The sequence below is a fragment of the Chryseobacterium sp. WG23 genome (assembly GCF_024586575.1).
Classification (GTDB): domain Bacteria; phylum Bacteroidota; class Bacteroidia; order Flavobacteriales; family Weeksellaceae; genus Chryseobacterium.
The window spans coordinates 182,765-207,590 of the sequence record NZ_JALCZE010000006.1 but is presented as its reverse complement, the minus strand read 5'-3'; the positions used below and the strand labels follow the sequence as shown (position 1 = coordinate 207,590).

General features: G+C 35.9%; 24 protein-coding genes. 14 read left to right on the top strand and 10 right to left on the bottom strand.

Going from position 1 to position 24,826, the window contains the following annotated elements; all coding sequences use genetic code 11:
• The first annotated feature begins 140 nt into the window (after positions 1–140).
• From MP477_RS11265 to dnaJ, 3 genes are all read left to right on the top strand, one after another.
• Positions 141–434 (top strand): Bor family protein, encoded by a 294-nt coding sequence (locus tag MP477_RS11265; RefSeq protein WP_230041347.1) that lies wholly within the window; start codon positions 141–143, stop codon positions 432–434.
• A gap of 435 nt (positions 435–869) precedes the next feature.
• A complete protein-coding gene (locus tag MP477_RS11260; RefSeq protein WP_306552752.1) occupies positions 870–1,406 on the top strand; it encodes a nucleotide exchange factor GrpE in 537 nt (178 codons plus the stop codon).
• A gap of 105 nt (positions 1,407–1,511) precedes the next feature.
• Positions 1,512–2,618, top strand: a complete 1,107-nt coding sequence (gene dnaJ / locus MP477_RS11255) for a molecular chaperone DnaJ (protein WP_230041306.1) — start codon at positions 1,512–1,514, stop codon at positions 2,616–2,618.
• A gap of 123 nt (positions 2,619–2,741) precedes the next feature.
• On the opposite strand, the gene MP477_RS11250 is transcribed toward dnaJ, so the two are convergent.
• Entirely contained in the window at positions 2,742–3,623 is an 882-nt protein-coding gene (locus MP477_RS11250) for a DUF808 domain-containing protein (protein ID WP_257190505.1), read from the bottom strand.
• 157 nt (positions 3,624–3,780) lie between these two features.
• Between MP477_RS11250 and MP477_RS11245 the strand changes: the two genes are divergently transcribed.
• The 4 genes from MP477_RS11245 (at position 3,781) to MP477_RS11230 (ending at position 6,282) form a co-directional block, all read left to right on the top strand.
• Positions 3,781–4,278, top strand: coding sequence for a tetratricopeptide repeat protein (locus MP477_RS11245; RefSeq protein WP_257190504.1), 498 nt, complete (start codon positions 3,781–3,783; stop codon positions 4,276–4,278).
• The gene (locus MP477_RS11240) at positions 4,275–4,868 is read left to right on the top strand and encodes a Crp/Fnr family transcriptional regulator (protein ID WP_257190503.1); all 594 of its coding nucleotides are present in this window, start codon (positions 4,275–4,277) and stop codon (positions 4,866–4,868) included. Before MP477_RS11245 ends, MP477_RS11240 begins: the two co-directional genes overlap by 4 nt.
• A 61-nt stretch (positions 4,869–4,929) precedes the next feature.
• Positions 4,930–5,358: an SRPBCC domain-containing protein gene (locus MP477_RS11235; protein WP_257190502.1), complete on the top strand. Its 429-nt coding sequence runs from the start codon at positions 4,930–4,932 to the stop codon at positions 5,356–5,358.
• 54 nt (positions 5,359–5,412) lie between these two features.
• Positions 5,413–6,282, top strand: coding sequence for an alpha/beta hydrolase (locus tag MP477_RS11230; RefSeq protein WP_257190501.1), 870 nt, complete (start codon positions 5,413–5,415; stop codon positions 6,280–6,282).
• Positions 6,283–6,325: 43 nt separating this feature from the next.
• Here the strand turns inward: MP477_RS11230 and MP477_RS11225 are convergent, their stop codons facing one another.
• The 5 genes from MP477_RS11225 to MP477_RS11205 all read right to left on the bottom strand — a co-directional run bounded on the left by MP477_RS11225 (position 6,326) and on the right by MP477_RS11205 (position 11,657).
• Positions 6,326–7,024 (bottom strand): DedA family protein, encoded by a 699-nt coding sequence (locus tag MP477_RS11225; protein ID WP_230041300.1) that lies wholly within the window; start codon positions 7,022–7,024, stop codon positions 6,326–6,328.
• An 86-nt stretch (positions 7,025–7,110) separates the two neighbouring features.
• Positions 7,111–8,223: a peptide chain release factor 2 gene (gene prfB / locus MP477_RS11220; RefSeq protein WP_084086130.1), complete on the bottom strand. Its 1,113-nt coding sequence runs from the start codon at positions 8,221–8,223 to the stop codon at positions 7,111–7,113.
• Positions 8,224–8,472: 249 nt separating this feature from the next.
• On the bottom strand, positions 8,473–8,955 hold the full coding sequence (locus tag MP477_RS11215; protein ID WP_257190500.1) for a hypothetical protein: 483 nt from the start codon (positions 8,953–8,955) through the stop codon (positions 8,473–8,475).
• 17 nt (positions 8,956–8,972) lie between these two features.
• Entirely contained in the window at positions 8,973–10,079 is a 1,107-nt protein-coding gene (locus tag MP477_RS11210; protein ID WP_257190499.1) for an FAD-binding oxidoreductase, read from the bottom strand.
• 222 nt (positions 10,080–10,301) lie between these two features.
• A complete protein-coding gene (locus MP477_RS11205) occupies positions 10,302–11,657 on the bottom strand; it encodes an ATP-binding protein (RefSeq protein WP_257190498.1) in 1,356 nt (451 codons plus the stop codon).
• A 183-nt stretch (positions 11,658–11,840) separates the two neighbouring features.
• Here MP477_RS11205 and MP477_RS11200 point away from each other — a divergent pair, with 183 nt between their 5' ends.
• Positions 11,841–12,467, top strand: coding sequence for a hypothetical protein (locus MP477_RS11200; RefSeq protein ID WP_257190497.1), 627 nt, complete (start codon positions 11,841–11,843; stop codon positions 12,465–12,467).
• Between the two features lies 1 nt (position 12,468).
• A complete protein-coding gene (locus MP477_RS11195) occupies positions 12,469–13,116 on the top strand; it encodes a hypothetical protein (protein ID WP_257190496.1) in 648 nt (215 codons plus the stop codon).
• A 47-nt stretch (positions 13,117–13,163) separates the two neighbouring features.
• On the opposite strand, the gene msrB is transcribed toward MP477_RS11195, so the two are convergent.
• The 4 genes from msrB to MP477_RS11175 form a co-directional block, all read right to left on the bottom strand.
• Positions 13,164–14,273: a peptide-methionine (R)-S-oxide reductase MsrB gene (gene msrB, locus MP477_RS11190; RefSeq protein ID WP_373567419.1), complete on the bottom strand. Its 1,110-nt coding sequence runs from the start codon at positions 14,271–14,273 to the stop codon at positions 13,164–13,166.
• Positions 14,274–14,296: 23 nt separating this feature from the next.
• The gene (locus MP477_RS11185) at positions 14,297–14,737 is read right to left on the bottom strand and encodes a YkgB family protein (protein WP_257190495.1); all 441 of its coding nucleotides are present in this window, start codon (positions 14,735–14,737) and stop codon (positions 14,297–14,299) included.
• A 78-nt stretch (positions 14,738–14,815) separates the two neighbouring features.
• Positions 14,816–15,085: a hypothetical protein gene (locus MP477_RS11180; protein WP_257190492.1), complete on the bottom strand. Its 270-nt coding sequence runs from the start codon at positions 15,083–15,085 to the stop codon at positions 14,816–14,818.
• A gap of 8 nt (positions 15,086–15,093) precedes the next feature.
• On the bottom strand, positions 15,094–15,648 hold the full coding sequence (locus MP477_RS11175) for an RNA polymerase sigma factor (protein ID WP_257190491.1): 555 nt from the start codon (positions 15,646–15,648) through the stop codon (positions 15,094–15,096).
• Positions 15,649–15,933: 285 nt separating this feature from the next.
• On the opposite strand from MP477_RS11175, the gene alaS reads away from it, so the two are divergent.
• The 5 genes from alaS (at position 15,934) to MP477_RS11150 (ending at position 24,792) form a co-directional block, all read left to right on the top strand.
• A complete protein-coding gene (alaS, locus tag MP477_RS11170; protein ID WP_257190486.1) occupies positions 15,934–18,537 on the top strand; it encodes an alanine--tRNA ligase in 2,604 nt (867 codons plus the stop codon).
• 192 nt (positions 18,538–18,729) lie between these two features.
• On the top strand, positions 18,730–20,208 hold the full coding sequence (locus MP477_RS11165) for a hypothetical protein (protein WP_257190485.1): 1,479 nt from the start codon (positions 18,730–18,732) through the stop codon (positions 20,206–20,208).
• A gap of 65 nt (positions 20,209–20,273) precedes the next feature.
• Positions 20,274–22,094, top strand: a complete 1,821-nt coding sequence (locus tag MP477_RS11160; protein ID WP_257190483.1) for a cytochrome-c peroxidase — start codon at positions 20,274–20,276, stop codon at positions 22,092–22,094.
• A 59-nt stretch (positions 22,095–22,153) separates the two neighbouring features.
• Entirely contained in the window at positions 22,154–22,345 is a 192-nt protein-coding gene (locus MP477_RS11155) for a hypothetical protein (RefSeq protein ID WP_257190481.1), read from the top strand.
• 92 nt (positions 22,346–22,437) lie between these two features.
• Positions 22,438–24,792 (top strand): hypothetical protein, encoded by a 2,355-nt coding sequence (locus MP477_RS11150; RefSeq protein ID WP_257190478.1) that lies wholly within the window; start codon positions 22,438–22,440, stop codon positions 24,790–24,792.
• Positions 24,793–24,826 lie beyond the last annotated feature (34 nt).

The following is a 24,826-nucleotide window of genomic DNA, read 5'->3' as shown; positions in this document are numbered from 1 at the left end:
ATTATTTAAAGAAACGCCAATTTTATCATAAATATTTAAATAAAAAACATTTTTGGAATATAAATTGACAATGAAACTCTGTCACTGAGAAATTAAATTTATCAGACATTGTTAATTATAAATAATTTAAATTTCCAAAAATGAAAAACACATTCAGAATGATGACTGCTGCTTTTGCAGCATCAATTTTATTAACATCTTGTTACTCCTATACAAGTGTTGTAGGAAAAGGAGCATTAGGTACCCAAAAGGTTACAAAATGGAATCATTATTACATTGAAGGTTTAGTTCCAGGTTCTTCTTCTGATTCCAGAGCAATGGCCGGTACCGCAGAAGACTATACCGTTAAAACCAGACAAACTTTTATCAATGGATTGATTGCTACTGTAACATTTGGTATATATACTCCAACTGTAACTACCGTGACAAAATAAAAGTTAATTGGCAGTGATAAAATTATCGCTGCCAAACTTATAAAATGAAAGAGTATTTTTTATATTAGCTGTCATTCTTTTATACTTATCCTACACCACCATACATATTCTGGTTATATAATCTGAAGGCATCAGTAATTTTAATAAGGATTTGTACTTGGAAGAACACTCTTATTCATATTTATTATTATTATTATTATTATTATTATTATTATTATAATCCAACTATTTGTTGCAATGATCATAGTCATTGGTTAATAACTTCCAAATCATAAGATAACCCACCGTTCTTTAGTATAATTTCTATATTTTAACCTATATAATAAGCAGGCTGAAGTTCAAATATCCTTATTTGAAAAAACAGACTGCCTTAATGTCCTGATTTTTTGATTTGGCAGAATCTTTGTCAAACAATCTGTAAATAAATATTGAATTATGGAAAACCAGGATATTAACGAAGAAAGCATCAATAATCAAGGAGAAAACAATATTCAGAACGAAGCCGTATCTGAGGACAATGTGACAGCTACTCCTTCTGCTGAGGAACTTTTGGCAGAAGAGAAAGACCGTTACATCAGATTGTATGCAGAGTTTGAAAACTATAAAAAAAGAACATCTAAGGAGAAGATGGAATTCTTCCAATATGCCAATCAGGATATGATGGTCTCCATGCTTGGAGTATTAGATGATTTTGAAAGAGCATTAAAAGAAATTGCTAAAAACGGAAATCAATCTGATTTACAGGGAGTAGAACTTATTTATCAGAAATTCAAAAACAGACTTGTTGAAAAAGGATTAAAAGCAATCGAGGTAAAAGCCGGCGACAGCTTCAATGTAGACTTCCATGAAGCTATTACTCAAATCCCTGCTCCATCAGAAGATTTAAAAGGTAAAATTGTAGATGTTATTGAAACAGGATATACTTTAAGTGATAAAGTAATCCGTTTTGCAAAAGTAGTAACAGGAAACTAATAGTATAAACGATAAATGATGAGTGGTAATTGATAGGTAGCTATACTTTTATTACTTAAATATCTTTTATCATTTATCAATCATCAATTATAGATAGAGAAAGTCATGTCAAAAAGAGATTACTACGAGGTTCTGGAGATCAGCAAATCTGCATCAGCCGACGAAATAAAGAAAGCATACCGAAAAATGGCCATCAAATTTCACCCGGATAAAAATCCAGGAGATAAAGAGGCTGAAGAAAAATTCAAAGAAGCTGCTGAAGCCTATGAGGTATTAAGCGATGATCAGAAGCGTGCCCGATATGACCAGTTTGGTCATTCCGGAGTAGGCGGAAATGGTGGTTTCGGAGGCGGAGGCTTCGGAGGCGGAATGAATATGGAGGATATTTTCAGTCAGTTTGGAGATATTTTCGGAGGTTTTGGAGGTGGCGGCGGCGGACGCCAGCAGGTGAAGGGTTCTAATTTAAGAATCAGGATCAAGCTGAACCTTGAAGAAATGGTGAACGGTACCCAAAAGACCATTAAAGTTAAAAAAATGAAAGTAGCAGAAGGCGCTACTTCAAAAACATGTCCTACCTGTAACGGTTCCGGTGTTCAGGTTAAAATAATGAACACGATGTTCGGTCAGATGCAGACACAGGCTACCTGTAGTACCTGCCAGGGAATCGGGAAAGTTGCAGATAAAATTCCTGCAGGAGCTAATGCACAGGGGCTTATAAAAGATGAAGAAGAGATCACTATTAATATTCCGGCCGGTGCCAGAGATGGTATCCAGCTTAATGTAAGAGGAAAAGGAAATGATGCTCCATTTGGAGGAATTCCGGGAGACTTACTGGTTATTGTAGAGGAAGAAGTGGATGCAACAATCAAAAGAGAAGGTGACAATCTTCACCAGGAATTGTATGTATCATTTGCAGAAGCTGCACTGGGAACTAAAAGAGAGATTCCTACTGTAGGAGGTAAGGTAAAGATTACCGTAGATCCGGGAACACAGTCCGGAAAGATATTAAGGCTGGCAGGAAAAGGTCTTCCAAGCATCGACAGCTATGGAAAAGGTGATATGTTTATTCACATCAATGTATGGACCCCACAGAAGCTTACAAAGGAACAGAAAGATTTCTTTGAGAAGCAGATGTCCAGCGGAGAAATGGTTGCAGAACCATCCGGTAAGGAAAAAACTTTCTTTGATAAAGTAAAAGATTTATTCAATTAATATAAAAAAGGGTTCTTACGGGAATCCTTTTGTATTTAAAAGTTTTACCTCTAATGGCTATACATAAAAAATCCTGTACAACGTTGTACAGGATTTTTGTGCATCAATTATTTAAAATTTAATTTACTTTTTCACTGCTAAAGAATATATTGCTTTTCCGATAGTAAAAACCGCTACAGCAGCCAAGCCTCCTACAATTCCGAAAGTAAATTCTTTAAGCATAGCAGGCCATGTTGGTAACAGTTCATGCAAATAATGGATATTGTGAGCAAAAATACCTCCTGAAACCAGAATCAAAGCGATTGTTCCTACCACTCCTAAAACTTTAATAATAACAGGCAGCGCCTTTACCAATAAGTGTCCTAGCTTGGAGAAGAATCCTTTATCATGGCTTTTTTTGATCAGCTTAAACCCTGCATCATCCATTCTTACAATTAAGGCAACAATTCCATACACTCCTACAGTAGCTATAAACGACACAAAAGTTACCGTTAAGATCTGGGTAATCAACGGATGGTTTTCCTGTATAACGGTACCTAATGCAATAATGACAATCTCAATAGAAAGAATAAAGTCTGTTCGGATGGCTGAATTTATTTTTGCTTTTTCAGATACTTCAGAATTGTCTTCCTCTTTACTTTCTTCCACTACTTCATGCCCTTTTTTAGAACGGTGAAACAGGAATTCAATAATTTTTTCTACGCCTTCAAAAGCCAGATACAGTCCTCCGAGAATAAGGATCATCTCAATAGCCGGCTTATACAGCCAGTTGAGCAAAAAGGCAATGGGAAGAATAATCAGTTTATTAATAAATGAACCTTTGGTAATAGCCCATAAAACCGGAAGCTCTCTTGAAGAAAGAAAGCCTGTAGCTTTTTCAGCATTTACAGCCAGGTCATCTCCCAGAATACCTGCCGTTTTCTGTGTAGCTATTTTACTGGTCACTGCTACATCATCCATCAATGCTGCAATATCATCTAAAATTGCAAAAAAGCCTGAAGCCATATTTTAATATTTTTTTAATATTTGTTAAGTCTAGCAAAAATAATTATTTAATTCCGTTTCCTTATTCATAATATGACAATAATTTTAAGAACGAGCAAAATCATAAAGCAGTGCTCCTTTTTCAACATTTTATATCTTTGCTTAAATTGTTATAAAAATGAATGACCTAGCCAACTGGGAAACCCAATTACAGCTCATCTGGCTGAAATTTGGAAAAATAAGCAATGAAGAATTCATTCAGCAAATTCAAGATCATACAGTATTATTTTCAGGTTCACAGGCTATCCCCCATTTTGAAATGGCCTGTGCTTTTGACTCTACCGGACATGAAGAGGAAGCCGAACCACTGTACCGATCTGCATTGAGTCTCGGATTATCAGGTTTACGAAGAAGAAGAGCAAGAATTCAGCTGGCAAGTACATTAAGAAATAATGGAAAAATAGAAGAAAGCATCTATATTTTGAGAGAAGAAAAAGCAAATTATTCTGATGAACTGAATGATGCTGTCGATTCTTTTTTAGCCCTTTCTCTTTATTCTGCAGGTGAAAACAAAGAAGCATTATCTTTAGCCTTAAAAGCATTATCCAAACACCTGCCCAGATACAATAGTTCTCTACACCGATATGCTGAAAACTTAGAATTCCCTCAACCATGAGCAAAATAAATATTGATCTTGAGTATAGCCTTACTTCATATTTTACAGATATTGATGCTGATGATTTAAAAACAATCATCTCTTTTTTCAAATCGGAGCTTATTAAAAAGAATGATTTTTTCCTGAAGCAAGGGAAGAAAAGCACAAAATTAAGTTTTATCCGCTCCGGGTTTTTAAGGATCTTTTGTGAAACTGAAAAAAAAGAGATTACACAATGGATTTCCACTCCGGGATATTTTGTAACGGATCTATCCAGTTTTATGGCTGATATTCCGGCAAGATGGACTATTCAGGCTCTTACAGATACAGAATTATACACCATCAATAAGACTGATTACGAAAAGCTACAGGGCCGGGTTCCTCAATGGCACATTTTAGAAAAAGCCTTCATCATTCATTGTTTCACCACCATTGAAACAAGAGTTTACAGTCATTTATCAATGACCGCTGAAGAAAGATATTTATGTTTTTTTAATGAAAATCCTCAATTATTCAATCAAATTCCTTTGCAGTATATTGCATCAATGCTTGGGATGACCTCTGAGACTTTCAGCAGGATAAGAAATAAAATTGCTACAGGAAATCTTTGATTTTTGTCAAGTGGATTTTTAGTATTCTCACCGAACTTTGCCTGCATAAAATCATTTTATCATGTCAAAGAAAATAGAAACAGAAATTACCATTCATGCCAGTCCTGAAAAAGTATGGAAAATATTAACCAATTTTCAGGATTATCCATACTGGAATCCATTTATTACCAATATCCAGGGATCTGTAGAAGAAGGTAATCAAATACGGGTTACCATTGAACCAAAGGGAGAAAAGGGGATGGTTTTCAAGCCTGTCATTTTATCTAAAAAAGAAAATAAAGAATTAAAATGGGTAGGAAAACTATTGTTCAAGGGAATATTTGATGGAGAACATCATTTTGAGCTGGTTGACAATAAAAACGGGACCACTCAATTTATCCAGTCAGAGCAGTTTTCAGGTATCCTTGTCCCGTTTTTTAATTTTACTAATACAGCCACCAGCTTCAATATCATGAATCAAAAGTTAAAGGAATTAGCTGAAAAAAGCTAAGTGGGATTATTCGGAATGGTCTGTAAATCGTCATATTTTTCTTACATTTGATGTATGAAAAAGCTAGTCCTCAGATATCATTTCTTTGTTTTAGGATGTATAAGCTTTATATTCAATTCATGTAATACCAGATTCAGGGTCTGGGTAGGTCCGGGAGGCCAGCAGAAAATCTATAATCTACAGTACGGAGAGCATAAAAGGCAGAAGATGGATATTTTTCTTCCCAAAGATTATGCCCGGGATGCACCTGTAGTTCTTATTGTTCATGGTGGCGCCTGGACTTTAGGAAAAAAAGAACATATGATACAGGTTCAAAAGATGCTTTTCAAAAATGGAATTCCAAGTATCAATATGAATTACCGGCTGGTTTCTAAACGAAAAAAAATCACCTATAAACAGCAACTCGAAGATATCGGATCGGCTATTGAAAGATTTAATTCTTTAACAGAAAAAGCTGAGCTGCTTCCCAATAATTATGTTTTGCTTGGAGAAAGTGCCGGCGGGCATCTCGCTTTGCTATATGGATATCAACATTCCGATCAGATCAGGAAAATCATTTCCTTAAGCGGCCCTACAGATTTTTACAGCCCGGAATATCTTAATTCGTTTTATTCCAAATACACTTCTCCTACCTTTCAGAAAGTGGTGGGAACTAAGTTCGACAGAAAGAATGTTTCTGAAGCATTTAAGGAAGCCAGCCCGATAGCTAATATCACCAGTGTTCCTACCCTGCTTTTTCAGGGGAATAATGATTTCCTGGTCAATCATCATCAGGGACTTGCCATGGATTCTGCTCTTACCAGCATGAATATCCCCCACAAGTTGGTCTTTATGAAGAAAACAGGTCATGTACCCCGGTTTTTCAGTAAAAGAAAAAGAGACAGTATTATTTATCCGAATATCCTGGAATGGATAAAAAAATAACCTGCTAAAAAAGCAGGTTATGTATTGTATAACGTTTTGTTTACTATTCGAAATCCCTGTTGTCATATTTGGAAGAAAGATCTTCTTTTTTTCCAAAAGCAAACTTTACAATCACAGGAAGTGTGGTTACAAGGACAATAATAATGATAATGTATTCCAGTTTTTCTTTCAGATTGATTCCAAACTGTTCCATGAATAATTTATCAAGATAATGTCCTGCAAAAATCAAAATGAATGACCATAAGACAGCACCAATGATGTTATCTCTTAAGAATTCTTTTTTGTCCATTTTCACAATCCCTGCAACAATAGGCGTAAAGGTTCTCACAACAGGTAAAAACCTGGCCATAATAATGGCTAACGCTCCATGTTTTTCAAAGAAATCATGAGCCTGATACAGATATTTCTTCTTAAAAAGCATTGTATCCGGTCTTTTATACAAGGCGGGACCTGCTTTTCTTCCAAAATAATATCCTACTTCATTTCCTATAATTGCAGCTAATGCAACTCCGGTAGCTAAAATAGTAGTATCCAGGAAATCACTCCCTGTGGAGCCGAATGTCTCTTTGATAATTTCAACGGCATAAATCCCCGAAACGAACAACAGAGAGTCTCCAGGAAGAAAAAATCCTACAAAAAGACCTGTTTCAGCAAAAACAATAAACAAAATAAGCCAAAACCCTCCCATTTTTATGTAAAACTCCGGGTTTAATAAATCCTTCCAGCTATTAAAATCTTCCATATATCTCGATGAACAACAAAAATAGGTCTAAAATACCTGAAACAAAAATAAATTATAAGATTTTAACTAAAAATAAAACATGATATTTATAGCTCCATATCATCATCGGAAACCGCCGTTCCATCTGCCATTAAGAAAGCTTTTAAGAAAGGGGTGATATTTCCGTTCATTACGGCATCCACATCTGATGTTTCATATGCTGAGCGTACATCTTTTACCAATTTGTAAGGGTGCATCACATAGTTTCTGATCTGGCTTCCCCACTCGATCTTCATCTTATTGGCTTCAATCTCATTTCTTGCTCTCATACGTTCTTCCAATTCCATTTCATATAATCTTGAGCGAAGGAGCTGCATTGCTTTTTCTTTATTCTGAAGCTGTGAACGGGATTCTGAGTTTTCAATAATAATTCCGGTTGGTGCGTGACGTAAACGTACTGCGGTTTCCACTTTGTTTACGTTCTGACCTCCTGCTCCTGAAGACCTCATGGTTTCAAAGCTGATATCAGCAGGGTTAATATTGATTTCAATAGTATCATCTACCAAAGGATACACATATACGGAAACAAAACTTGTATGGCGTTTGGCATTGCTGTCAAAAGGTGAAATTCTTACCAAACGGTGTACTCCATTTTCTCCTTTCAAGTATCCAAAGGCATATTCTCCCTCAATTTCCAGGGTAACGGTTTTTACACCGGCTACATCTCCTTCCTGAAAATTAAGCTCCCGGATCTTATATCCTTGTTTATCTGCCCACATGGTGTACATTCTCATCAGCATTGATGCCCAGTCGCAGCTTTCTGTACCTCCGGCTCCGGCAGTAATCTGAAGAACAGCAGAAAGCTCGTCCCCTTCATTGGAAAGCATGTTCTTAAATTCAAGATCTTCGATTTTTTCTACCAACTGTGGAAATGTTTCATCCAGTTCTTTTTCAGAATCCGGATCTTCTTTAGCAAAATCTGCTAAAACCTGAAGATCTTCAAATTGTGTCTGGATTTCATCATAACCTTCCACCCATTTTTTCTTGGAACGAAGCTGTTTCAAAAAGGCTTCTGCTGTTTTAGGGTTATCCCAAAACTCAGGAGCAGCCGTTTTTTCATCATCGTTGGCTATTTCTATTTTCTTTTTTTCTATCTGAAGGTATCTGTGTAAGTCTTCAATTCTGGATTGAACTTCTTTTATCTGGTCGTTATTAATCACGATTTATTCTTTTTGCAAAAATACGGATTTCTTTTAGAGTTGAGAATTCAAAGTTGAAAGTGTTGTAAGATGCGGGATTCGGGATACGAGGTACGGGATATAAGATTTAAGGGTAGCTATTCTCCCTCTTTACCTTTTATTTTGATTCTTGATTCTTGATTCTTTAAAACCTATTATAGAATATGAGCGATGTGTAACGTATGGTCTTTAATTTATTATTTTTTGATCCTGGCAATTGCCAAGTGATATTTATTCCTTAATTATTTTTGCTTCAAAATTTCTTTTCAGGTATTCTTTCGATTTTTTGCTTTCACTTTTGAAACCACACATCGTTAAAATATAGGCAAATAAAAGCATAAAGATAGGAATGAAAAAATTCATAGATATTTTTTCTTCTGTTACAAATGCAGCTATAAAAAATAATAGTACAAAGCCACACCAAAATAGTAAGAAAATAGATACAAACCAATGTAATGTCATTTTGACCTCAATTTGTGTTTCATAATTATTTTTTTGAATTACCCCACTTATTTGAGGAAGGAAAGAATTTCTTCCCTTTATAATTCTACTTATTTCAAAACTATGATCAGTAGAGAATCCTTCAAAGTCTTTGGTAGGTTTATTATTAAAACGAAATTTTTTGGCTTCAACAAACCCGGAAATCTTTGCTAGTATTTCTTCTTCGGATAAATTTGTCCTATAAATTATATGTTCAAAAGGTAAATATTTCATCTATACAGGTTTCTTATTTAAATCATCTCCGCCACTATTTCCCCAATCTTTGGAGCAAGTGCCACGCCCATTCCGGAAAGCCTTACTGCACAGAACTGTTTTTCTGAAAGCTGTTTTATGATAGGTGTTTTTTCTGATCCCATGGCCATGATTCCTGACCACCGGAGGGCTATTTTATATTCATGATCCGGTAAGATCACTTCTTTTAAAAAGTTTTCTAAGTGATTCTGCAAGAATTCGGTGGTTTCAAAAGCTGTAGTTTGTTCTGTTTTAAAATCCTGATTCCGGCCTCCTCCCAGTAAAACCCTGTTTCCTAAATTCCTGAAATAATAGAATCCTTCATCGTAATGAAATGTACCTTTTAATTTCAGATTTTCTATAGGCTCCGTGAGAAGAATCTGTCCACGGGCGGGAATAATCTCTTCTTTTTCCAGGAATTTTGAGCTGAAAGCATTGGTGCAGTATATCAGCTGATCTGCTTTTACAGAAAGACCTTTTGAAAGATGAACCATCACCTCATGAGGGTTTTCGTCAATATTCTCCACTTCGGTACCGAATAAAAACCCGACTTTAAGTTCATGGCATTTTTCTAAAAGCCTCTGCAGCAGCTTCCCGGAATGTAAACTTCCTTCACAGCTATTTTCAATCAGAAACTTTGATTTTCCCAAACCGAAGTCTTCTATTTTATACTGTTTCAGATGGTACGTTTTTTCAAGTCCGGTAACAGATCTCAGTTTTTCATTAACGATATCAATATACTGTAAGGGTTCTTCGTTATTCAAAATTTCATATCCTCCGCTAAGTTCAAAGTCTATTTCGTCATTTTTAAAATATTCCCTGATTTTCTGAAGCCCGTTAAACCTCATAGCAACCAAATCCAGGGTCTTTTCCCACCCCATATTCTGAGCATCGGCAATCACCTCTGTCAGGCTTCCAAAACAGGCAAATCCTGCATTTCTCGTTGAAGCACCAAGCGGCACTGCATTGCGCTCGATAATTAATACCGATTTTTCAGGATATTTCTCTTTAATGGAAACAGCAGTCCAAAGCCCGGAAAAACCGGCTCCTATAATGATAATATCTCTTTTTCTGTAAAAGGTTTCTAATTCCCAGATGCTGATCATTTGTACAATGTATAATGTATAATGTATAATGTAAAAAGTAGGATGTATAGATTTGAGATAGGAGACGTTGAGAGTGGAGATAAGGGATAAGAAATAAGAGCCAAGAACCAAGAGCCAAGATATCAGACATCAGATTTCAGATCACATACTATTAAACCTTGTATCCTGTATCACGCACCCTTACACTCGCATCCTGCATCTCGAACCCGAACCCCGAATTTTCTATTTGGTCTTCTTCTCCTCTTCATTATGAGAGAAACCTATGGCCCGTCTTGGTTCTTCCACTACTTTATAGGACTCCAGCTCAGCTTTAAGTGCCTTGATTCTAAACTGAAATTCATCAAAATTATTGATAATGACATCAGCTAAAAATCGGGCTACCTGATCAAGATATTCTTCGGTAAGTTTCCCCGCAGCGTCTCTTAGAGCAGCATTCAAAAGTCCCTGATCAATTTTAAGCTTTTCATTCTTTGTTTTCTGGTAAAGATTTTTAATTCTTTTTTTCAGACTTTGGGTAAAATCAATCAGCATGGTATTGCTGAAAGCTTTCATTTTTGATGAAATCTCGTGCCAGAACGGAACTTTATCCGCCTTATTGTAGATAAGAATTTTGTATAGGAGAGAATCCTCCTCCAGCTCTCTGGTCATTGCATATAAGATAATTTCTGACCGCTCTGAAGCATTGGGAGGGAATATGGGAATCATCACATCAAATCTTCCCGGAGCAAGAATCTCCTCATCTATTTCTGAAACAGAATTGGCAGATCCTACCATCAAAACCCCTTCTTTTTCAAATTTCCCGATATAATGAAGAATAAGCTCCTGGACTTCAAGATTACAGGAAGCAATATCTGTTTCTGCTTTTCTCTGCATCATAATTTCGTCAAAATCATCGAGAAAAAGCAGTATTTTATTTTCTTTCAGCATAGACGTTAAAAAGTCACTGAAATTAATTTCGTTCCCATCAATCAGGGATGTTCCTAAATAGTGCTTTTTGACTTCTTTAAAGCTGTATCCTATGATTTCAGCAATCTTATTGGCCCAGAAAATCTTACCACTTCCGGGAGGTCCATATAAAATAATCCCTGCCGGCTTATTGATTCCCCAGTCTTTGATCTGCTGAGGATTCAGAAAAGGCTCTAAAACTGCCGAAGTGTAAAAAAACAAATCTCTATAGCCTATAAAATCTCTTTTTTTCAGACTCGTCTTATGCCCGAAATAATCATAGACAAACTGGTAATTTCCGCCTAGTTTATTATCAATACCATAACTTGAAATAGAGGATTTGAAAAAGCCATTGTCAAAAATATTAGGATTATTGTCCTTGATTGCTTTTTCAACCTTTTCTTTAGGCTGATTAATTACCTCAGCAATCTGCTCCAGGGTTTTATTTTTATCAAGATCTTTTTCATAAAGCTTTAAAAAATCCAGGTTTTCACGGGCGAATTTTTCAAAATCTTCTTTCACTTCAAAATTCGTGCTGATACAGTCTACCAACTCAAGGTCAAAATCCTGTATAAATTGTTTGATCGCTTCTGCAGAGACTTTCAATTCTTCTGCCAGTTCAATTAACTTCATATTTCCCTATTAGTTCTATCAAATTTAATATTTTAATCTTAAAAATATAATGAAAATTGATATTCTTTTTGGGTTTTATCAATTAATTACCCATCTATATTTATATAAAAAACAATGGTTATCACCATCAACAAGTATACATCGTAATTAGTTTTTTTATTAATTTTATCAAAAACCACGCAGATGAGAAAAATATATTATTTTCCGGGATTGTTCAGTGCCATCTTGATCCCTGTTTTATTTTGGTACTATGGAAGCCAGAGAATTCATCCACCCTATTCAGGTATGGATTTCGCACTTCCTGCAAAAGTTACCCATCAAACCAGTTTAGACAATACTTTTGAGCCCTATAGAAACTGGAACTACAAAAAAATCATAGTTCAACCAGGCACCGCTCTTCAAAACCGGGAATTTTATGTTTCCGAACTTAAAAAGTTACAGGCAAAGAATGAAAAGGAAAAAGGAATTGAATTTGTTATAGAAAATAAAAACACTTATCAGGATTTTATAGCGTTAATCGATGCTATGATTCTCTCTAAACAGGAAGCTTATGGTGTAGACATGGAAAAAACAGGACATTTTTTTGCGTTACACTTTTATAAAGATCCTAATAGAATTGAAAGATGCTATGATAATGTTGGTGGTGAGTATCATCATGGGAATAAACCATCCTACACTGGTTTTGAAAAGATAAAATATATACTTGAGCTTCCTAAACAGGCTTATTACATTATCTTTGCATTTTTACTGTTTATAAATATTTCCATGCTCAGCATTAAGGAAAGTCTTCAAATCAACAAAAAAAGTTAGTATGAAAAGGATTTATTATTTTCCGGGGTTAATAAGTGCTCTGACCATTCCTGTCTTGTTCTGGCATTACGGAAACAGAAAAATAGAAGAAATAGCAGTATCAGTAATAGATATTGGAATTCCCGCAAAAATAAATAATGACAAGAGTTATAGCAGTACACTTGAACCACTGAGAAACTTAAATTATAAAAAAATAAAAGTGCCCTCCGGTAAAGCAAAGGAAAACTCTGATCTGTATGTTTCAGAAGTGAAAGCACTGCAACAAAGGAATGAGCAAAACACAGGCATCGAATTTATCTTGGGGAATGAAAATACATATGGAGATTTTGTTTCTCTATTAAATGATATGGCTATTTCAAGACATGAAGAGTACGTTTTGGATCTTGAAAAAACAGGTCATTTTCTAGTTCCTGTCACCTATCAAAGGTCATCTCCCGAACCTTGTTATCTCTGCCATGATACAGAAGTTGAAATAATAGACTCAGGTTCAATAGTAACAGGCATTATCCCCGAACCCAATATTATTGATAGAGCTCAGGAATTCTTCTCCCACCTGACGAAAGAAGCTTACTATCTTATTCTGGGATTCCTGATATTGTTCAGTATTTCAATACTCAGCATCAAAGAAAGGTTTCAGACGCATTATTAACAAAAAAAGACTGCCTTAAAGACAGTCTCTTCCTTTCATATTTCACATTACTTTTTATCTAATAACGGAATATATTCCCCATATCCTTTTTTCTGCATATCTGCTTTTGGAATAAACTTCAGGGATGCACTGTTGATACAGTAGCGCAATCCTCCTTTATCTTCAGGACCATCGTTAAAAACGTGCCCTAAATGAGCATCTCCTGTTTTACTTCTTACCTCTACTCTGGTCATCCCTTGCGACTTGTCCAGCTTTTCGTCTATTAATTTTTTTGTAATAGGTTTAGAGAAACTAGGCCATCCACATCCTGACTCAAATTTATCCGTTGAAATAAATAAAGGTTCTCCGGTAGTGATGTCTACATAAATTCCTTCACGGGTTTCATTCCAGTATTCATTTTGGAAAGGTCTTTCCGTACCATTTTCCTGGGTTACATTGTATTGTTCTGCAGTAAGTTTGTCTTTCAGAACTTTTTTATCCTGTTTCTCATACTTTACTTTCGGTGCAGCTTTTGGAAGAGGATTTGCTTTTTTGGCCATTTCAAAAAGTCCCGGTTCAATATGACAGTAGCCTCCCGGATTTTTATCCAGATAATCCTGGTGATAGTCTTCTGCCCTATAGAAATTTTTCAAAGCAACAGTTTCTACCACTACCGGTTTAGTGTAGTTTTTAGCCAATTTCTCCACTTCTCCTTTTACGACAGCTTCATCATTTTTATCTTTAAAATAAATTCCTGTACGGTACTGGTTTCCTCTGTCGTTCCCCTGCTGATCCTTACTGGTAGGATCAATGGTTTTAAAATAAAGGTCAATCAACAGTTTCAGGTCAACCTGTTCAGGATCATATTTCACTTTTACTGTTTCTGCGAAACCTGTGGTATGGCTTACCACTTCTTCATAGGTGGGATTTTGTGTATTTCCATTGGCATATCCAACTTCTGTTCCCACTACTCCGCGAATCTGCTGAAAGAAATGCTCTGTTCCCCAAAAACATCCACCTGCAAAATAAATTTCTCTGACATTTTTATTATCCATAGTTTCCTGATTTTCTTTTTTTACTTCTTCTTTTCCGGATTTCGTATTTTTAAACAGCCCGGAACCTGCAGCAAAGACTGCGATACCCAGAATAATACCGAGTACAATTAATATATTTTTCATTTTTTTCTTTTTATTCATTTTTATTATTTTTGAACGATCATCAGTCCAAATCCTAAAAGCATAAGATCTTTTAAAATAAAGAAGTCTGTCACCGGAATGCCATCCACTATTTTCCACATTCCCGGGCTTGTAAACAGATAGCTTAGCGTTACCAGAAATGTCATTATCATTCCTATTCCCGCATACTTTTTCAGTACTGCAAATTTCACACTAAATATCAGTAATAAAGCAATGATAATTTCTATCGTTCCGATAAGATTTGACACTGCCTGAACACTCATCATCTTATATACGAAAAAAGTTAGAAAATGGTTTTCCACCAAAGGTTTTATAGAAACAGCTTCAGTAGGGGTAAATTTGAAAATACCAATCCAGAGCAAAATAAGAGCCGCTCCAAAAAGCGATACATAATATCCTAATGAGGATCTGTTTGTGTTTTCATTAGATTGTGTTGTTCCGACCATGTTTTAAATTTTTTAAATTATACTTTTTTATTTTCAAAAGTATAGTCGGAGGTATTTCGAAATCCTGACAAGATTTTCTTAAAAATCTAATTTTTCCATCATTTTATTTTTAAAATCTTGTATATCAGAATCTTTAATTTCAACTTCCTTTTCAGAAAGGGTCTTTTTAAATAGGGTATCCAATAATGCTAATTTTTTATTGTACATCTTACACCATTTGCAAATCATAAGATGCATACTGAGTTTCCTATTTTCTTTAGAAGAAATAGCCCGGGCATTGCGTTTTTCCATGAGCAGTGTGGCTTCACTGCACGGCAGAAATAATAGATGTAGAATTTTCTTTACCATTTTAATTGTTATAATCTTGAAAACCAGTTAAATTCCAGACATTCCCTAAGCTGCATACGGCTGCGTTGCAAGATCTTCCAAAGGTTAGTCGTTGAAACATTGAATTCCTGACTCACTTCGGGTGCTTTTTTTTCTTCAATATAATACATTTTCAACAGGATTTTCCATCTGGAAGGCAGTTCTTCGATACATTCTTCCAATGTTTTATTAAAATCATAATCATCCAAAAGTTCAGATTCTTTGCCGGCGGCATTCCAGTCATTCAATACATCATTATTTTTCCATGAGCCTGCTTCATCAAAAAAATGATCGAGCCTGATATTGGGTTCGGATCTATATTTCTTACGGTAAAAATCAGCAATTTTCCTGTTTAAAATAGCTGTCAGCCAGGTCAGCGGCTGGCTTTTTCCTTCAAAAGAATCGTATGATGAAAATGCTGCGATGAATACATCCTGAACGATATCCTCAGCTTCTTCTTTATCCGAAAGCAGATAGAAAGCCTTCTTTAAAAGCGGTTCTGAATAGTGTTCTATCCAGTTTTTCAGCACTTCGTTTTTCATCATTTTTTTATGTTTTTTTATCTTATTCAGATCATAACGAAGGTAATAAGTTAAATGGAAAATTGCAAAGTTATGGTGAATAATGATTATTTATTTTATGCACAGTTGACTTTTTTATGGCATCTCTCCATTACTGTTCGCAGCTAAAAATATAAACCATACTCCATTATTATGCCGGACATTTGATAAACCTATCTGAAAATATTCAATAGTAGATATTAAATCACCTAAAAACATTAAATTTGCATCTTATCAAAATTTGATACGTTAAAAAGCAAAAGCAATACTATGACATCACAAGAGATACGTCAAAAATTTTTAGATTATTTTAAAAGTAAAGACCACCTGATCGTTCCTTCAGCTCCTATTGTGCTGAAAGACGACCCTACCCTTATGTTTTCCAACTCAGGAATGACGCAGTTCAAAGATTTTTTCTTAGGCTACAAAACGCCTACCGCCCCAAGAATTGCCGATACACAAAAGTGTCTGAGAGTTTCAGGGAAGCATAATGACCTGGATGATGTAGGTAGAGATACTTATCACCATACCATGTTTGAAATGTTAGGAAACTGGTCTTTCGGGGATTACTTTAAAAAAGAGGCTATTGCTTTTGCCTGGGAACTATTGGTTGATGTATATGGAATTCCAAAAGAAAATTTATATGTCACTATTTTTGAAGGAGATGCTTCTGAAAACCTTGACAGAGATCAGGATGCTTATGATTTTTGGAAATCTCATATTTCAGAGGACAGGATCATTAACGGAAATAAAAAAGATAACTTCTGGGAAATGGGTGAAAGCGGACCATGCGGACCGTGTTCAGAGATCCATATCGATTTAAGAACTCCGGAAGAGAAAGCCGCTGTTCCCGGGATTACACTGGTTAACCAGGATCATCCACAGGTAGTGGAAGTATGGAATCTGGTTTTCATGGAATTCAACAGAAAAGCAGACAAATCTTTGGAAAAACTTCCTGCTCAGCATGTGGATACAGGGATGGGCTTTGAGCGTCTTTGTATGGCTCTTCAAGGAAAGTCTTCCAATTATGATACCGACGTTTTCACACCGCTAATTTCTAAAGTTGAAGAACTTTCCGGTAAAAAATACACCGGTATTTTAACGGACGAAAAAGATATTGCTATCCGTGTTGTGGTAGACCACATCAGAGCGGTTTCTTTTGCTATTGCTGACGGACAATTGCCTTCCAATGGAGGTGCCGGATACGTTATCAGAAGAATTTTAAGAAGAGGTATTTCTTATGCTTACAGATTCCTGGGAATGAAAGAACCTTTCCTTTTTGAATTGGTAACTGTTCTTCAGGATCAAATGGGCAAATTCTTCCCTGAATTGGAGAAGCAGGGTAAACTGGTTTCAGAAGTTATTAAAAGTGAGGAAGAATCATTCTTAAAAACCATTGAAAACGGACTGATCAGAGTTGAAAAATTAATTCAGCAGACGATTGCTGATGATTTAAAAATATTACCAAGCGAGGAAGTTTTTGAACTCTATGATACCTATGGTTTTCCGGATGACTTAACAAGAATTATTGCTGAGGAAAAAGGATTAACGATTGATGAAGCAGGGTTTAAATCTGAGATGGAAAAGCAGAAACAGCGTTCCAAATCTGACTCTGCTCAAAAAGTATATGATTGGGTGGTTTTAGAGGAAAAGCCGGAAACGTTCGTAGGGTATGACCAAACGGAATCCGAAACCTATATTACCCGATACAGAAAGGTAGAAAATAAAGACGGAGAATTTTATCAGGTAGTACTGAGCAGCTCTCCCTTCTACCCTGAAGGTGGTGGACAAGTGGGAGATAAAGGAATCCTGGAAAACGCTTCTGAAAGCTTTGAGGTATTGGAAACGAAGAAAGAAAACGGATTGATCATTTCACTGATCAACGGTCTTCCAAAAGATGGTGGAGCAGTTTTTTACGCTAAAGTAAATGCTTCAGACAGAAAAAATTCCCAGGCTAACCACTCTGTAACTCACCTTTTACATGAGGCATTAAGAGATGTTTTAGGAACTCACGTAGAGCAGAAAGGTTCTTATGTAGGTCCTGATTATCTTCGTTTCGATTTCTCTCATTTCAATAAAATGACGGAAGAAGAATTAGCTTTAATTGAAGAAAAAGTAAATCATAAGATCAAAGAAAGTATTGCTTTACAGGAATTCAGAAATATTCCTATTAAGGAGGCTTTAGAGAAAGGGGCAATGGCTTTGTTTGGTGAAAAATATGGTGACAGTGTAAGAATGATCCAATTTGGAAGTTCAAAAGAACTTTGCGGAGGAACTCACGTAAAAAACACCAGTGAAATTGGTCACTTCAAAATCACTTCTGAAGGTTCTGCAGCAGCAGGAATCAGAAGAATTGAAGCAATTTCAGGTGATAAATCTGAAGAATATTTCAAAAATCTGGAACAGCAGATCAGTGAGCTTTCTCAATTACTGAAGTCTAAAGATGTAGTAAGGTCTATCGAAAAACTTATCGAAGAAAATGCATCATTAAAATCTGAAGTAGATGCTCTAAAAAAAGAGAAGGCAAAAGGAGAAATCGGCGACTGGAAAAATGCTTATGAGCAGAAAGGCAACAAACAGCTTTTGGTAATGAAAACCTCTTTGGATGCAGGTTCTGTTAAAGACATCGTATTCCAGCTGAAAAGAGAAATCCCAGCTTCTGTGACCATCATTCTTTCTGACGCAGATGGAAAACCTATGATCACTGTAGGGGTATCTGATGATCTTGCAGCAGATTACCAGGCCGGAGCTATTGTAAAAGATCTTGCCAAAGAGATCCAGGGTGGTGGTGGTGGAAACCCTGGTTTCGCAACTGCCGGAGGTAAAAACCTGGATGGTTTAGAAAATGCTTACCAAAAGGCATTACATATCTAAAATAGAGTATTATTATCATATTACCATTGGCTGTTTCACTTGAAACAGCCAATTTTTTATTTATAACAGTTCTAATTATTGATCTTATCTTAACAAATCATTGCTTAATCTTAAACTATTTGTTTTGTCTTATTAAAACCCTGTTAACACCGGAGTATTAGTTTTGTATTATCGAAATTCAAAAAAGTAATTATGAAAATTAATAAAACTATTGGCGCGCTATTGTTTGCTGCTCTTGTATTCCAGGGCTGTAACGATGACAATAACGGGGATAGCAATACCCCTGTCAATGACAACATCAAACTTGAAAATTTTTCTAAAGAATCTGCGTTCGTTTTTGGAATGCCTGGTTTTGAAAATTTAAATATCACCACACTTATTTCAAGTTCTGATATTCTTTCAGGTTCTCCAGATTTTGTTTTTGGAGGTCAGCCGGACGGAATGGGCATTATGAAAGATCCTAATTCAGACGGTTATCTGATGATCACCAACCATGAGATCAAACAATCCGTATCAAGGGTATATTTAGATAAAACTTTCAGACCTGTAAAAGGGGAATATATTCTCAATGGAACAGGAGGAATGACAAGGTTGTGTTCTGCTACATTAGCCACTCCCGAAACTCATGGTTTCAGTGCTTTTCTTACTGCCGGAGAATCTGGTGAAGAAAGTATGGTTCATGCTTTAAATCCATTGGCATCAACTTCCCAGGCAACAGATAAAACAAGAGTAAAACCTGCCTTAGGAAAGGCTTCTATGGAAAATGCAGTTCCTCTTCCTAAAGATGTATCCAACGGAAAATCTTATATCATCATTGGTGAAGATCAGTCTTATTCTTCTTCTCATCAGTCTGCAGGGCAACTGATCATGTATGTAGCCAATACACAGGGAGATCTTGATAACGGAAAGTTATATTCTTTAAAAAGAACAAACAACAGCTATACTGAGACTGACATGGTAAAAGGCAGCAGCTATGATGTGGAGTTCGTTGAGATTCCTAATGCTAAAAACCTTACAGGAGCTCAGATCAATCAAAAAAATATTGATAATAATGCGATCCGTTTTTCAAGAGTTGAAGATGTAGATTACAGAAAAGGAGCCGGAAAAGGAAGAGAAGTTTATTTTACAGCCACCGGAGAATCTTCTGACGGAGTGAATCCAAAACCGGGATTAACGATGTGGGGAAGGGTTTATAAGCTTGTTCTAAATGCTAATAATATGCTGACAGGAAAGTTGGAAGTTGTAGCAGAAGGAGATTCCAATCCTGGACATAATCTTATCAATCCAGATAACCTGTGTGTTACTGAGAACTATGTGTATATTCAGGAAGACGGAGATTCTTATTATAAGGCTGCAGGCCATGATTCTTACATATGGCAGCTTAATATCGCTACGAAACAGTATAAACCATGGCTGAATATGAAACACAACAGAAATGATTCGGCATGGCAGACGGCTTATAACCAATCCGGAGATCTTCAGAAGTTCGGTTCATGGGAATTTGGAGCAATGACTGATATTTCAGATATCATAGGGGTTCCCAACACCTTTACGGTAAACATTCATTCTCATACCTGGCAGTTAGATAAATTTAAAAATCCTGATGGTTCCGGAGTCAATACCAATAAAGAAGGCGGGCAGGTTGTCATTATCAGAAACGTAGAAAAATAATTGTAATCACCTCATAAAAATCAAAAGTATCAATGGAAAACTTCTGTTGATACTTTTTCATACCTATGAAGAAACTTTCAAAATATCCGATATTCCTGTTTTTATATTCTGCAGCTGCACTTTTCGTTCTTTCTTATTGTAAAAGTGATAAGCAATTGCCTGCTTCAGAAGATCTGGGGTCTGTAAAAAATCAGATTATCAAGAACAATGATGCCTTTGAAAAACAGATCAATGAACTGATCGTCCTTATTTCTAACCATTCTGATGAAAAAAAACTTCAGGAGAAGTTTGAGGAACTTAGAAAAACCTACAAAAAAATGGAATGGGCAGTGGAATATTTCCTTCCCCACTCTGCCAGATTCATTAATGGTCCGGCTTTGCCTGAAATAGAAATGGACGAGCATACGGAAATAGAACCGGAAGGCTTACAGGTATTGGAAGAAATGTTGTTTCCTTATGATCAGGGAAACAAAGATGAAGTGATCAGATTTTTAAAAAAATTAATTAATAAAAGCAATACTATTGAAACCAATTTCCAGGTCATTACCGTCAGTAGAGATCAGGTTTTTGATGCTCTAAGACAGGAAGTTTTCAGAATTTCAAGCTTGGGTATTTCAGGTTTTGACACTCCTATTTCCGGAACATTTCTGAAAGAGATCCCTTATTCTCTTCAGGGTGTTAAGCAGACATTGCAGCAGATTTCCACTGATCAGTCAAAGAATAAAGCATTGAAAAGCATTGTTACTGAAATTGATACAGCTATTGAGATTCTGAAAAAAAATACAGACAGAAATACATTTGATTATGTCAATTTTATTCCGGATCATTTCAATAAGATCACCTCTTTACTGCTTGAATTTAAAAATCAGGAAAAGATTCCTGATGTTGAGGTAACCACTGCTCTCCAAAAAAATGCAGCTACTTTTTTCTCTAAAAATGCATTCAACCCCAATGCTTTTACTCCAGGAAAGGAATTCGCATTTTCTGATGAGAAAGCAAGTCTTGGTCAACAACTTTTTAATGATAAAATACTGTCTAACAATAACAACAGAAGCTGTACGACATGCCATATTCCTGAAAAAGCTTTTACTGACGGACTTGCCAAGTCTATGTCGCTGGAAAATTCAGAGCTTGCAAGAAATGCTCCCTCTCTTAATTATGCAGGATTTCAGCATGGGCAATTTTGGGATATGAGAAAAGACGATCTGGAGGGGCAAAGCTCCGATGTTATTTCAAATAAAGAAGAAATGCATGGCGACCTTAATGTGATCCTTGCCAAGATCAACCAGGACAAAAAATACCAGGCAGCCTTTAAAAAGATTTATCGTTCTCAAAAAACAGAAGCATGGCAGCTTCAGAATGTATTGGCAAGTTACATTCGTTCATTGGCAAAATTTAATGCTGATTTTGATGAATATATGCGTGGAAATAAATCTGCCATGACGGCTCAGCAAAAAAAAGGGTTTAATCTTTTTGTGGGGAAAGCACAATGTGCCATATGTCACTTCATTCCTTTGTTCAACGGAACCGTACCTCCTACTTTCAAAAAAACAGAACAGGAAGTATTGGGAGTAGCCGTGAATGGAGATAACACCACTTTTGACAATGATTTGGGAAGAGGGAAATTTCATGAAACAGTGGCAGCATTACAACATTCTTTTAAAACACCTAGCCTTAGAAACATCAACAAGACCGCTCCCTATATGCATAACGGAGGCTATAAAACACTGAAAGAAGTCATGAACTTTTATAATAAAGGCGGTGGAAAAGGTGTTGGATTTAAAGTAGATAACCAGACCCTTTCTGATGCTTCTTTACAACTTACAGATCAGGAGATTGATGATATTATTGAATTTATGAAAGCCCTGGATGATCAAAAGCAATAAAAAGCTGTGAAATTGCCCTTCAAGTATAAAATTTTCCACCTTTCCGGTGAAGGGAAATTATGACTCATCAGACAGGAGCCCTGGCTGGAAATTGTACCACCAATAAAGAATTCTATAATAACCTCAATTCTTCATCATGCACCGAATCCCGTACTTTGTACCCAAAATCTGATAAGTCTGCTTTTTTAGCGTTCACAAACTTTGATTTTACCATTATGAAATTAGATGAAATCAATGTTATAGTCCGTTAAAAACTTTTCTAAAACAATAAATATTAGTACTTTTGAAATAGTTATTTTACATGAAAAGGGGTCTACTATTACTATTTTTTTTAATCTGCTTTTTGGGATATTCACAATTAAAAATTAAAATTGTTGATGACACCAGTCAAAAGCCTGTTTCCAGCGTTAAAATCTCCTGTGGCGACAACATCCTTGGCTATACCAATGCCCAAGGGATTCTTGAGTTCACATCAACGTGTAAGTCCATAGATATTGAAGCCGAATCTTATCAAAAAGAAACGGCAACGGTAGAAAGCAGCATGGAAGTCTCCCTGGTAAAAAAAACATCAAAAACCACCTCTATTGATGCTGTTGTCATTGAAGATAAAAGCGACCTAAGGGCATTAGAAATCCTGAAAAAAGTCAATAAGCTTTTCTATGAAAATTCTCCGAAAAGCCTAGGCTCTTATTCTTACAAATCTTATGAGAAAATATCCCTGGATATTGATGAAGACAGTATTTCTCAATTTCAGGAATATTTTAATGATTTAAGTCTTTTCAAGAAAAAGAGAGAGAAAGATTCATTAAACAACAGCTTTGCAAGAAAGATCTTTTCAAAGAGTAAGCTGTTTCTTTGGGAAAGGGCTCAGGAGTTTTTATATTCAAAAAAGTATGGTGAGAAGATCAATATCCTCGATAACAGGATTTCCGGACTGAAGCAGCCTATCTATGAGATGATCGCACTTCAACAGAGTAACAGAGATGTGGTTCCTGAGCAGATCAAACAGGAAAACAGAGGCTTATACAGATACTATTTATCTGATACCATAGAATTGGATGGAAGAAAAAATTTCGTCATCCGTTTCCGGGAGGTAAATTACAAAAATCCTGACAGGAAAAGGAAATACAATGGTACTATTTATGTAGATACCGAAACCTACGGCGTTAAAAAAATTGAAAACTTCAGTAAAAACAAGAACGACGGAATTATCACCAGCACCTGGATATTTTATAACAACAAATGGTTTCTTGCCCACGAAAAAACAAAGCTTAAAATGGGTAAAATGGCTATGGATGATAAAGACCGTCTTAATAAAAAAGATAAAAAAAGCTTTGCGACCTATGCCTTCCTCACTTCCAAATACTTTGACTTTGAGTCTCCCATAGACGAAAATCCTAAAGATTTTAAAGGATATACCTTCTCCGTAAAGAATATTGACGGGCATTCACTGAACCAGTACAGGACCGATCCGCTTACTGAAAGAGAGCAGAATACCTATAAAACAATAGACAGCTTAGGAAAAAAATATAAAATAGACGGTAAAGCCCAGATTTTATCCGGTTTACTTAATGGGCAAATCAGAATCCGTTCTGTAGATCTTGCCGTGGATGAAATTGTGAATTACAACTCTTTTGAGGGATTCAGACTGGGATTAAAGGCCAAAATAAATGAAAACTTCAATCCATACTTTTCCCCGGATTATTATTTTGCTTATGGGGTAAAAGACAGAAGGTGGAAATATGGAATGGGATTAGACATGAAAACCACTCTGGATAAAAATTCATTCTTCAGGTTTGAATTCTATGATGATGTAACGGCTTCAGGAGAATTCTACCGCAGGCTATGGAACTTCAAGATGAGGATGATGAATTTCGGAAACAACCTTAATAATGATAAATATTTTCATTTTAAAGGAGTTTCTTTATCTTATCTGAATGATGTCACCAATGGTCTTACCCTTGCCTTTGCGGTAAGAAGAAATATTGAAGAGGCTCAATTTGACTATCAGTTCAGAAACGGCGGTTCGTCATTCAAGAATTTAAATACTTTGTTTACTTTAAAATATTCTCCCAACTCAACCAATATCATGACTCCTCAGGGAAAATCCCTGATTGATCAGAAATATCCCGAGCTTTATTTTAATTATGAACAAAGCTACAGAATGGCCGGTGGAGATTTTAATTACTCCCGTTTTGATGCCCTTTTTGTTCATAATTTTAAAACTCCCATTGGAACTACCGGTTTCAGACTGTATGGAGGAATGGTTTTCGGAGAAGCTCCTATATGGAAGAATTTCACTATGAACGGACTTGCTTCTCCCGGGAAGGATTTCAATTTCAACCTTACCTCATACCTTGGGTTTGCGACACTGGAAGGTGGAAAATATTACAATGATAAGTTTGTGGCGTATTACTTTACCCATAAGCTTCCATTTTATTTTAAAAGCTTTGGGCATAATGTTTCCAGCTTCGATTTTGTATTAAGGGGAACTATTGGAAATATGAAATATCCGGAGTATCATCAGTTCCGGTTCAAGCCACTGAATCACCTGTATCAGGAAGTAGGTCTGGAATGGAATAATTTCCTGTCAAGTTATTTCAACCTAGGATTATTCTACAGGGTAGGTTATTATACCACCCCGAATTTCAAACAGAATTTCGCCATACAGTTTAAGCTGAAGTTCTTAGAATTCTAAGCCTTCAGATCCCTACCACCCACATTATATATTA